This is a genomic window from Streptomyces millisiae (assembly GCF_031845425.1).
Classification (GTDB): domain Bacteria; phylum Actinomycetota; class Actinomycetes; order Streptomycetales; family Streptomycetaceae; genus Streptomyces; species Streptomyces millisiae.
The window spans coordinates 1-10,799 of record NZ_JAVREM010000113.1 but is presented as its reverse complement, the minus strand read 5'-3'; the positions used below and the strand labels follow the sequence as shown (position 1 = coordinate 10,799).

9 protein-coding genes are annotated in these 10,799 nt (G+C 75.8%); 6 read left to right on the top strand and 3 right to left on the bottom strand.

What is annotated here, in order from left to right; genetic code table 11:
• Positions 1–20: 20 nt before the first annotated feature.
• Complete coding sequence (locus tag RNC47_RS34805; protein WP_311604728.1) at positions 21–719, bottom strand: glycerophosphodiester phosphodiesterase; 699 nt, start codon at positions 717–719, stop codon at positions 21–23.
• Positions 707–1,747, bottom strand: coding sequence for an adenosine deaminase (locus tag RNC47_RS34800; RefSeq protein ID WP_311604727.1), 1,041 nt, complete (start codon positions 1,745–1,747; stop codon positions 707–709). The genes RNC47_RS34805 and RNC47_RS34800 overlap by 13 nt, the downstream gene beginning before the upstream one ends.
• 113 nt (positions 1,748–1,860) lie before the next feature.
• Here RNC47_RS34800 and RNC47_RS34795 point away from each other — a divergent pair, with 113 nt between their 5' ends.
• Positions 1,861–2,685 carry a DUF4190 domain-containing protein gene (locus RNC47_RS34795; RefSeq protein ID WP_311604724.1) on the top strand — a complete coding sequence of 275 codons (825 nt, stop codon included), beginning with the start codon at positions 1,861–1,863 and terminating at the stop codon, positions 2,683–2,685.
• Positions 2,686–2,843: 158 nt separating this feature from the next.
• On the top strand, positions 2,844–3,275 hold the full coding sequence (locus RNC47_RS34790) for a bifunctional DNA primase/polymerase (RefSeq protein ID WP_311604730.1): 432 nt from the start codon (positions 2,844–2,846) through the stop codon (positions 3,273–3,275).
• Between the two features lie 294 nt (positions 3,276–3,569).
• On the opposite strand, the gene gabT is transcribed toward RNC47_RS34790, so the two are convergent.
• Positions 3,570–4,949, bottom strand: a complete 1,380-nt coding sequence (gene gabT, locus RNC47_RS34785; protein WP_311604723.1) for a 4-aminobutyrate--2-oxoglutarate transaminase — start codon at positions 4,947–4,949, stop codon at positions 3,570–3,572.
• 222 nt (positions 4,950–5,171) lie between these two features.
• On the opposite strand from gabT, the gene RNC47_RS34780 reads away from it, so the two are divergent.
• The 4 genes from RNC47_RS34780 to RNC47_RS34765 all read left to right on the top strand — a co-directional run bounded on the left by RNC47_RS34780 (position 5,172) and on the right by RNC47_RS34765 (position 10,732).
• Positions 5,172–5,831 carry a pyridoxine/pyridoxamine 5'-phosphate oxidase gene (locus RNC47_RS34780; protein ID WP_311604722.1) on the top strand — a complete coding sequence of 220 codons (660 nt, stop codon included), beginning with the start codon at positions 5,172–5,174 and terminating at the stop codon, positions 5,829–5,831.
• A complete protein-coding gene (locus RNC47_RS34775; protein WP_311604720.1) occupies positions 5,828–6,529 on the top strand; it encodes a maleylpyruvate isomerase family mycothiol-dependent enzyme in 702 nt (233 codons plus the stop codon). Before RNC47_RS34780 ends, RNC47_RS34775 begins: the two co-directional genes overlap by 4 nt.
• A gap of 241 nt (positions 6,530–6,770) precedes the next feature.
• Positions 6,771–9,053 (top strand): ATP-binding protein, encoded by a 2,283-nt coding sequence (locus tag RNC47_RS34770; protein WP_311604718.1) that lies wholly within the window; start codon positions 6,771–6,773, stop codon positions 9,051–9,053.
• Between the two features lie 137 nt (positions 9,054–9,190).
• Positions 9,191–10,732: a PucR family transcriptional regulator gene (locus RNC47_RS34765; RefSeq protein WP_311604716.1), complete on the top strand. Its 1,542-nt coding sequence runs from the start codon at positions 9,191–9,193 to the stop codon at positions 10,730–10,732.
• Positions 10,733–10,799 lie beyond the last annotated feature (67 nt).

Here is a 10,799-nt window from a genome sequence, read left to right as displayed (position 1 = left end):
CCCCCCCCCCCCCGAAAACCCTACGGCCGGTCCAGCAGGCGGCAGAGCGTCGTGACGCGGTTGGTCGTCAACGACTCGACGCCGAGTGCGAGGAGGCGCCGCATCGTGCGCCGCGTGTCGGGAGTCCACGCGGCGACCCGGTAGCCCTGGGACCTGGCTCGTTCGACCGTGGCCTCCGTGATCAGGCCGAAGCGGAAGTTCAGCCAGCGCGGGCGGACTTCGGCGAGCAGCGTGGCCGGTGGGCGGGTCGCGCGGTGCCAGGTGAGGGCGATCTCCGCCGCCGGGTCGGCCTCACGAACCGCCCGCAGGGCGGTCGGGTCGCCGCAGTAGTAGACGCGGTCGGCCGCGCCGGCGGCGCGGACCGCCGCCAGGGTGGCGCGCGCGGTGGTGGCCGAGCGCTCCGGGAGGTCGATCAGGGTCCGCACCGGCGCGGTGACCGCGAGCGCCGCGGCGAGCGTCGGCACCCCGCCGCCGGTGAGCTCCGCCACCTCGGCCGCCGTGAGCGCGGCCACCGGCCGATCGTGCCCCCACAGCCGCCTGAGCGTCGGGTCGTGCACCACCACCGGCACGCCGTCCGCCGTGGCGCGCACGTCGAGCTCCACCGCGTCCGCGCCGGCCGCGATCGCGGAGCGGAAGGAGGGCAGCGTGTTCTCCCTGGCCCGGTACGGGTCGCCCCGGTGGGCGACGGCGACGGCGGCGCGGCCGGTCAGCCGGGCCACGCGGCGAGGTATCCGTCGATCTCGGCGGCCAGCCTGGCCTTGCCCACCGGGTCGAGGAACGAGGCGTGCACCGCGTTCTTCGCCAACTGGGCGACGCCGGCCGTGTCGAGGTCGAGCAGGCGCGCGGCGACCTCGTACTCGGTGTTGAGGTCGGTGCCGAACATCGGCGGGTCGTCGGTGTTCACGGTGACCAGCACGCCGGCCGCCACGAGCTCGGGCAGCGGGTGCTCGGCGAGCGAGGGCACGGACCTGGTGGCGACGTTCGAGGTGGGGCAGACCTCGAGCGGGATCCGGTGCTCGGCGAGGTGGGCCAGCAGCCGGGGGTCGCGCGCCGCGTTGATGCCGTGCCCGATGCGCTCGGCGCGCAGCTCGGTGAGCGCGTCCCAGATGGTCTCGGGCCCTGTGGACTCGCCGGCGTGCGGCACGCTGTGCAGGCCGGCCGCGATGGCCCGGTCGAAGTACGGCTTGAACTGCGGCCGCGGCCAGCCGATCTCGGGGCCGCCGAGCCCGAACGAGACCAGGCCCTCCGGGCGCAGCTCGCACGCCATCCGCGCGGTGTCCTCGGCGGCCGGCAGGCCGAGCTCGCCCGGGATGTCGAAGCACCAGCGCAGCACCACGCCGAAGTCGCGCTCCGCGGCGACCCGGGCGTCCTCTATCGCCTCCATGAAGGCGACGTCCGGGATGCCGCGCCGCACGGAGGAGTGCGGGGTGATGGTGAGCTCGGCGTAGCGGATGTTCTGCCTGGCCATGTCGCGGGCGATCTCGTGGGTGAGCAGCCGGACGTCCTCGGCGTCCCTGATCAGCTCGACCACGGAGATGTAGATCTCGATGAAGTGCGCGAAGTCCCGGAAGGTGAAGTAGCGTTCGAGCTCGTGGGGGTCCTTGGGCACCGGTGAGTCCGGGTGCCTGGCGGCCAGCTCGGCGACGATCCTGGGGGAGGCCGAGCCGACGTGGTGGACGTGCAGCTCGGCTTTGGGCAGGCCGGCGATGAACGTGGTCAGGTCGGTCGCGGCGGTCGGCTCGGACAAGGTGCCCTCCGGGGTCTCGGTGCGTGGTCATCGTATGGGGCGGGTCCGACGGTCGGTCCGGCGGCGGTGTCGGTGGCGGACCGTAGGGTGTGTCCTGGAGATGTGGAGGTCGTGTGACTGCCGATCAACAGCCCAACCCGTTCCGGCCGCCGGCCGAGGGCATGGCTCCCGTGGCGTCGTGGCAGTGGTACCAGAGGCCGGTCTGGCCGCTCCTGCCGCCGCCACCGAGGAACGGCGCGGGCAACGCCGCGTTGGTGCTCGGCCTGCTCTCCGTTTTGTTCTGCTGGACGTTCTTCCTGAGCCCGCTGACGCTGGCCCTCGGCGTGCTGGCCGTCGTCCTGGGGCTCGTCGGCCTGGCGAACGTGCGCGGGGGCCGGGCCACCAACCGGGTGTTCGCCCACGGCGGGTTGTGGACGGGGGCGGCGGGCAGCGCGTTGTCCGCCGTGCTCGTGGTCCTGTTGGCCGGCTGGAGCGCCGACTGGCCGACCGAGGTGCGCTCGGCGGCGGGGGCCGACTTCCTGGCCGGGCCCGGCCAGGAGGTGGCGTACGCGGACGGCCTGGCCGTCACCGTGGCCGGGCCGCGTGAGGGCGACCCCGGCCAGCTGCTCGTCATACACGTCACGAACGGCGGCGGGCACACCGTGGACCTGGCCGAGGGCGTGGCGCGGGCCTGGATCGGTGACGAGGCCGCCGGCGTCGTGTTGTTGACCCGGAGCCCCGAGGAGTTGGCGCCCGGCGAGACGGGATCGATCTCCTTCCGGATCGGCGGGACCATGGCCGGGTCGGCGGAGCGCGGCCCGCTCGCCCTGGACTACGCGCCGGGCGACGGCTACGACTTCGGCTTCTGGGAGTTCGAGTTGGGCACCGGCGACGGCGGCTCCGGCTCCGGGCCCGACTCCGACGAGTCGGCCTCCGGGGAGGACGGCGTCGAGGCGTGACGGGGGAGTGTGACGTGTGACACGGGTGAATCGCGGCGAAGCGGCGTAAGAGTTCGGGCTTCGCGCCCTCCCATCCTCGTGACCCGATCCGGCCCACCGGGGGCCGCGGGGGTGAGGAGGTTCGCGTGAAGGGCGACAGCGGGGGCGCGCGCACGGCCATGGACTGGTTGGCGTCCGCGGCCCCCGAGCCGGAGGCCTGCCGCTGGGAGTGGGAGCGCCACCCGCTGGGGGTGGCGTTGCTCCCGGCCGGCCGGGTGTGGGACGTGCTGGTGGTGCGGGGCGAGTTGGGGCGTCCGACGCTGGAGGTGCTCACCCGGGTGCTCGACCGGCCGGGTCCGGTGCTGGCGGACCGGGGGGACGCCAGGATCGGCTTCTTCGTCCCGCCGGGCACGGCCGGCCGCTGGGTGGGCACCGGGGTGCGGGGCGCCGGCCGGGGCAGCTGGATAGTGGTGCCGCCTCCGGACCGGGCCGCGGGTGGCGTGCGCTGGTTGGTCCCGCCGGACGGCTCGGGGGTGCTCACGGACCCGGCCGTGCTGGAGCTCGCCATGCACGAGGCGGCCGCGACGCTGGCGGACGGGAAGGGGGGCTGAGCGGGGCGAGGGGTGGCCCAGCCACCCCGGAGCGAGGGGGGAGAGCTCCGGGGCGGTGCCGGCCACTCCCCAACACGGACGGCCGCACGCCCCGGGGGGTGTGGGGCGGGCGGTACCGGTCCGAAAGGAGTCGCGGGAGTCTGGCTGCTCTCGCTACCGGTCCGACCGTACGACAGGACGACCGGTGCCGGGCCTGGTGCCGCCGGATCCGCATCACATTTCCGCAGCTTCTCCATCCGGTGCCAGGCCGGGCACAGGGCTGCGCCGCCCCGGGGCGGCGCGGCCCACCAGGCGCTACAGGCCGTCGACCGCCCCCGCCAGCACGTCGAAGGCGCCCTCCAGGACGTCGAGGCCCTCGTTGAGCAGCTCCTCGCCGATGACCAGCGGCGGCAGGAAGCGCAGCACGTTGCCGTAGGTGCCGGTGGTCAGCACCAGCAGCCCCTCGCCGTGGCAGGCCTTGGCCAGCGCCGCGGTGGCGGCCGGGTCGGGGTCCTTGGTGCCGGGTCGCACCAGTTCGAGCGCCAGCATCGCGCCCCGGCCGCGCACCTCGCCGATCGTCGGGTGCTTGGCCGCCATCTCCAGCAGCCGCGGCTTCATGATCTCCTCGATCCGGCGGGCCCTGGCCGGCAGGTCGAGCTCCCGCATGGTCTCGATGGCGCCGAGCGCGGCGGCGCAGGCCACCGGGTTGCCGCCGTAGGTGCCGCCGAGGCCGCCGACGTGTGCGGCGTCCATGATCTCGGCGCGGCCGGTGACGGCCGCCAGCGGCAGCCCGCCGGCGATGCCCTTGGCGGTGGTGATCAGGTCGGGGACCAGGCCCTCGTGCTCGCTGGCGAACCACTGCCCGGTGCGGCAGAAGCCCGACTGGATCTCGTCCGCCACGAAGACGATGCCGTGCTCCCTGGCGAACTCCGCGATCCTGGGCAGGAAGCCGGGGGCCGGCACGATGAACCCGCCCTCGCCGAGCACCGGTTCGACGACGATGGCCGCCGTGTTCTCCGGCCCGATCTGCTTGCTGAGCTGGTCGATGACCTGGGCCGCCGCCTCCTCGGCGCAGTGCTCGGGACCGCCGGGCCAGCGGTAGGGGTAGGCCATCGGCATCCGGTAGATCTCCGGCGCGAACGGGCCGAAGCGGTGCTTGTAGGGCATGTTCTTGGCGGTCAGGGCCATGGTGAGGTTGGTGCGGCCGTGGTAGCCGTGGTCGAAGACCACCACGGCCTGTCGCCCGGTGTGGTAGCGGGCGATCTTGACGGCGTTCTCCACGGCCTCGGCGCCCGAGTTGAGCAGGATCGACTTCTTGGCGTGGTCGCCCGGGGTGAGCCTGGCGAGCTCCTCGCAGACCTCCACGTAGCTCTCGTAGGGGGTGACCATCGCGCAGGTGTGGGTGAACTGGGTGAGCTGGGCGCTCGCCCGCCGGACGACGGCCTCGGCACTGTTGCCGACGGAGGTGACGGCGATGCCGGAACCGAAGTCGATCAGCGCGTTGCCGTCGACGTCCTCGACGATGCCGCCGCCCGCGCGTCGGGCGAACACCGGCATCACGATGGGCAGCCCGTCGGCCACGGTGGCCTGCTTGCGGGCCATCAGCTCCCGTGACCTGGGGCCGGGGATCTCGGTGACGAGCTTGCGCCGCTGGGGGAGGGAGGGGCCGCCGGAGTTTTCCGTCGAGGCGCTCATGAGGGGACTCCTTGTCGCGAAGGGACTGTGTCTCCGGTCACTCCTCGCAGGCTAGGGCCGCCCCCGTCGTTCCCGCATGCTCCGCCACGGAGTGATCGGGGGACGCGGCTGGACGAACTGGCAGGGAGGGGCGGGCGGAACCGCGGCAGGCGCCTAATGGTAATGTCTCCATCAACCGTTAGATCGAGGGTGGGTCGAGAGACTCGACCGGAGCGGAGGGGCATGCCCGAGCTACGTCAACTGCTGCGGAACCTTGAGGTGTTCGCGGGCGAGCTGCCCTCGTTCGACCCGGCCGCCACCCCCGCCGCGCCCGCCGAGCTGTTCGCCGACTGGCTGTTGGCCGCCGTCGACGCCAAGATCCCCGAGCCGCACGCGATGACGTTGTCCACCGTCGACGAGCACGGCGCCCCGCAGGCGCGGGTGCTCATCCTCAAGAACGTGCTCCCCGAGGCCGGCGGCTGGCAGTTCGCCGCCCACCTGGCCAGCCCCAAGGGGCGCCAGCTCACCGCCCGGCCGCGGGCCGCCCTCACCTTCTACTGGCAGCCACAGGCCCGTCAGGTCAGGGTCACCGGACCGGTGGTGGCCGAGAGCCGGGAGCTGAGCGCCGCCGACTTCCTGGCCCGCGGCACCGGCGCCCGCGCCGAGGCGCTGCTCGGCCGGCAGAGCGGCCCGCTGACCGACCCGGCCGAGCGCGCCGCCGCGCTGGCCGCGTCCCGGGCCCGGCTCGCCCGCGAGCCGGACGCCGTGCCGCCCGAGTGGACGCTCTACACGCTGCTCGCCGACCGGGTCGAGTTCTGGCAGGGCGACCGCGACCGCGAGCACACCCGGCTCGCCTACCACCGCACCGCCGACGGCTGGACCAAGGAGACCCTGTGGCCGTGACCCTGACCCAAGACGGCCTGCGGGACGCCGTGTTCGCCGCCGAGGACCGGCTGCGGGCCCTGCTGCCCGGGCTCACCGACGCCGCGGCGCGCGAGCCGAGCGCGCTGCCCGGCTGGAGCCGCGCCCACGTCCTCTCCCACCTGGAGGGCGTCGGGCTCGCCCTGGCCAGGCAGGCCGAGTTCGCCCTGCGCGGCGAGCGGGTGGACGTCTACGACGGCGGTCGCCCCGCCAGGGACGCCGGCATCGAGGCGGGCGCCCAGCGCGACGCCGCCGCGCTGCGCGCCGCCCTCACCGCCGCCCTGGACCGGACGCGGGCCGCCTGGGCGGCTGTCGGCCCGGCCGACTGGGACCGTCCCGTCCGCTACCGCGAGGGCCCGCTGCGCGGCGCCCTGGCGGCCTGGTGGCGGGAGGCGGAGATCCACACCGCCGACGCGCTGCTCGGCCCCACCCCGGCCGACTGGACCCGCGCGTTCTGCGGCCACGCCCTGGACTTCCTCGCCCCGCGCGAGCCCTCCGGGATCCGGCTCGTGCTGGTCGCCACCGACGGACCCGAGCGGCGCGCCCTCGGCACCGGCGCGGAAGAGGTGGTGGTGCGCGGCCCGTTGACCGACCTCACCGCCTGGCTGGCCGGCCGCGCCCCGACGGCGCCACCCCGCGCCGACGCCGGGCGGCTGCCCCAACTCGACCCCTGGCCCTGACCGTTCGCCACCGGAGGAAAGCGGCGGCAGGGGACCGGGTGCTGCGTGTCCCGGGTCGTTCGGCATTAGATTGAGCAGCCGCACACCCGTGGCACCCGCGCGGCAGCCCGAGCGGCGAGCGACGGTCACCCGATGGCCTGGTCAGGGGGCTTGGCAGCCGATGAGCACCGAAGGCGCGCCTGACGCGCGCACCGCACGCGAGAACGCCCAGGCGGTCCCACGCCCCAGGGGCGCGCCCCCCATGCCACCGGAGTCTCCCGAGGACGCCGGCCCGCCGCTGGTCCGCTGGCTGCGCCCGCCGCGGCCGGCGGCCGGTCCCGGCGTCTGGCGCACCGGCCACGTCCCCAAGCCCCCGGAGGACCCCGACCGGCTCGGCGACCGCGAGCTGCACGGCACCGCCGCGCTCGCCGCGATCGTCGGCTGGATCGTCTGGTCGCTCTACGCCAACGGCTACCTCGGCTTCGTGCTGTGGCCGCTCGAATGGCTCGGCCTCGACTCCTGGGGCGGGTCCACGGGCGGCATCACCGTCCTCTACCTCTACGAGCTGCTGTTCGCCGCGTTCCTGGCCTACGCCTTCGGCCGGGTCGGCAACGGCCTGGCCCTCTGGCGCCGTTGGCGCCCGGACCTGCTGCGGCTGCTGACCGGCCGCCCCGACATCCCCCCGCTGCCGCGCGGCGCGGCGCTGCGGGCCACCGCCGCGCTGCTCGGCTGCTACGCCGCCTGGCGGCTCAGCTTCCGCGGCGTCTGGGAGTTCTGGCTCGAACCGTTCTACGCCGTCGTCCCCGACTCCTGGTGGCAGGACGGCGACACCACCGCCTACACCGTCGGCTACAACCTCTACTACGCGCTCTACGCCGCGCTGCTGCTCGCCCTCGCCACCTGGCTCGGCGGCTGGCGCGCCGTCCTGCGCCACTTCCCGCTCGCCCCGCGGCTGCGCCCCGGCGCCGGCGCCACCCCCGGGGAGCGCGCCGAACTGGCCAGGCGCGCCGACTTCACCGAGCTGCGCGCCGCCGGCGCGAACCGGGCCGCCGAGCGGCTGGCGGCCGATCTCAGGGACGGCCGGATGAGCGACCTCGACTACGCCCGCATTGAGCACGCCTGGCGCCTGGTGCGGGCCCGCCCCACCGCGCTGCCCACCTTCGACGACGCCGCGGCGGCCGAGGGCGCCGCCGCCTTCACCCACCCGTCGGGCGCCCGCGACCTGCCGGCCAGGACCGCGGAGCACGACCTGCTCACCCGGCAGGTCCGCATCGGCCACGCCCCCGACGAGGACCGCAACCCCTACGAGTACCGGGGCGAGGCCGTCGCCCTCGACCCCACCGTGCTCGGCACCTCGCTGCTGGCCGTCGGACCGCCGGGCTCCGGCAAGACCGGCCGGGTCATCAGGCCCGTCGTCGAGGCCCTGTGCCTCCAGGCGCTCACCGGCCAGGCCGCCGTCGTCGCCGTCGGCACCGCGCGCAGCGGCCTCGGGCCGGACAGCGCCTTCGACATCGTCGTCCGCGTCGGCGACCCGGCCAGCACCCACCAGCTCGACCTCTACGGCGGCGCCGCCGACACCGACGAGGCGGCCACGCTGCTGGCCGAGGCGCTGGTCGGCGGCACCCGCGCCGACCCGGGCGAGGCGGCCGCCGCGCTGATCCAGCTGATCGGCCCCTACCAGGCCGCCTACGGCCACCTCCCCGGCGTGCCCGAGCTGCGCGCCATGCTGGACGGCGCACCCGCCCTGCTGGCCACCCTCCGCGAGGACCTGGCCCTGGCCGGCGCCGCCGACCAGCAGCGCGACCTGGACGCCAGGGTCCGCCAGGCCCAGCGCCCCGACGACCTCGGCCCGCAGCTCGCCGACCGCCTCGCCCTGCTCGACCGTGCCGGCTTCTCGCACCCCGGCCGGGCGCCGGCGTTCTCGCTGAGCTCCCTCACCCACCCGCTGCGGGTCCGCGTCGACCTGCCGGCCGGCGGGCACGCCGAGGCCGGCCGCGTCATCACCCGGCTGCTGCTCGCCCAGTTCACCGCCGCCGCCGTCACCCGCCCCGACCGCTCGCTCTTCGCCTGCCTGGTGCTGGACGACGCCACCGCCGCGGTCACCCGGGGCACGGTGCGCGGCCTGACCCAGCTGCGCCCCAACAACGCCGGCGCCGTGCTGGCCCTGCGCACCCTGGACGACGTCCCGGCCGAGCTGCGCGCCGGACTGCTGGGCGCGGTCGGCTGCCGGATGGCGTTCTCCGGGATCACCACCTGGGACGCCGAGCACTTCGCGCGCGCCTGGGGCACCGCCTGGACGGAGGACCAGGAGACCACCCGCACCCCGGACCGCACCGGCGGCATGGTCAGGCGGCTGGTGCGCGGCGTGCGCCGGGCGTTCACCGGCCGGGACACCACCACGGAATCGGTCACCGTGCGGCGGGTGGAGCGGGAGCGCTGGTCGGCGTCCGAGCTGGCCCACCGGGTGCCGCCGCGGCACGCGGTGGTCTCGATGACGAGCGTGGCCGGCGAACCGAGCCCCCCGGTGCTGGTCCGCCTCGGCTGACCGGCCGCCGGGCGGGCCGCGCGACGGTGACGGAAACTCGCCGTTGCCGGCACGTGCCGCTGGGACGCCCCATCGGACGCATATGCCAATCGCTGTACGGTGATGGTACGTGTTGCTCTGGCTGCCCAAGGTGATGCATGCGCCCGACCCTCGCCTCCCTCGTCCAGCACACCGCGCTCAAGCTCGGTGTGCTCTGTGGCGAGGACCGGCTCGAGGCCGAGGTGCGGTGGGCGCACGCCAGCGAGCTCGCCGACCCGGTGCCCTGGCTCGACGGCGGTGAGCTGCTGCTGACCAACGGCCTCAAGCTCGCCGTCCACGACGCGGGGGAGATGCGGGCCTACGTGTCGCGGTTGGCCGGCGCCGGCGTGGTCGGTCTCGGCTTCGGCGTCGGCGTCAGCCATCCCGAGGTGCCGCCGGCCCTGCTCGGCGCGGCCCGCGAGTCCGGCCTCCCGCTGCTCGCCGTGCCACGGCCGACGCCGTTCATCGCCATCAGCAAGGCCGTCTCGGCCGCGATAGCCGCCGAGCAGTACCGGTCGGTGACGGCGGGGTTCGTGGCCCAGCGGGAGCTGACCAGCGCCGCGCTCTCCCCGGGCGGGCAGCGCGCGCTGCTGGAGCGGCTGGCCGGCCAGGTGGGCGGCTGGGCCGCGCTCTACGACCTCACCGGCGCCGTCACGGCGGTGGCGCCCGGCTGGGCGGCGCGCCGGGCCGCCAAGGCGGCGGCCGACGTGCGGCGCCTCGCCGACCGGTCGGCGCCGGCCAGCGTGGTGACGGCGGGCGAGCCGGACGACGACCGGGTCGAGTTGCAGTCGGTGGGCACCGGGCAGCTGCCGAGGTCCGTGCTGGCCATCGGCACGGCCACGCCGCTCGGCCCCGCCGAGCGGTACGCGGTGCAGGCGGCCGTCGCGCTGCTGACCCTCACCACCGAGCGCTCCCGCGCCTTCCAGGCGGCGGAGGCGCGACTGGGCGGCGCGGTGCTGCGGATGCTGCTGAGCGGCGAGCCCGACCACGCGCGCACGGTCGCGGGCGAGCTCTACGGCGGGCTGCTCGACGCCCCGCTGCGGGTGGTGGTCGCCGAGGCCGACGCCGGGTCGAGCGCGCTGGAGGACCTGGGCCTGGTGGTGGAGTCCGCCGCGGCCAGGGCCGGCGAGTCGGTGCTCGCGGTGGCCGACGGCGCCGACCTGGTGCTGCTGGCCGCGGACGGCGGCGCGGCCGTCGCGGCCCTCGTGGACCACGCGCGGGCCGAGCCGCGCGGGCGGGCCGACGGCCTGGTGCTCGGCGTCTCGGAGCCGACCGGGCTCTCGGCCGTTGACACCGCCTACCAGCACGCCAGGGAGGCCCTGCTGGTCGGTCGCCGGCGGGGCCGCACCCTGGTGGAGCACGACCATGTCGCGGACGGCTCCATCGTGCCGCTGCTGGCCGACGAGGCGGTGCGGGCGTTCGCGGACGGCATGCTGCGCTCGCTGCGCGACCACGACCAGCGGGGCCGGGGCGACCTGCTGGCCTCGCTGCGGGCCTGGCTGGCCCGGCACGGCCAGTGGGACGCGGCGGCGGCCGACCTCGGCGTGCACCGGCACACGCTGCGCTACCGGATGCGGCGGGTCGAGGAGATCCTCGACCGGTCGCTCGACGACCCGGACGTCCGCATGGAGCTCTGGCTGGCGCTCAAGGCCAGCGGCTGACAACTGGCCTCCGGCCCGGGGGCACCGCCGCCGCGCTCCGCGCGCGGCGGCGGTCGGCACCCGCAGC

Coding starts and splice junctions, on each gene's coding strand:
- gabT (WP_311604723.1), bottom strand. CDS start 4,949: ATGAGCGCCTCGACGGAAAACTCCGGCGGCCCCTCCCTCCCCCAGCGG.
- RNC47_RS34780 (WP_311604722.1), top strand. CDS start 5,172: ATGCCCGAGCTACGTCAACTGCTGCGGAACCTTGAGGTGTTCGCGGGC.
- RNC47_RS34790 (WP_311604730.1), top strand. CDS start 2,844: ATGGACTGGTTGGCGTCCGCGGCCCCCGAGCCGGAGGCCTGCCGCTGG.
- RNC47_RS34765 (WP_311604716.1), top strand. CDS start 9,191: ATGCGCCCGACCCTCGCCTCCCTCGTCCAGCACACCGCGCTCAAGCTC.
- RNC47_RS34770 (WP_311604718.1), top strand. CDS start 6,771: ATGCCACCGGAGTCTCCCGAGGACGCCGGCCCGCCGCTGGTCCGCTGG.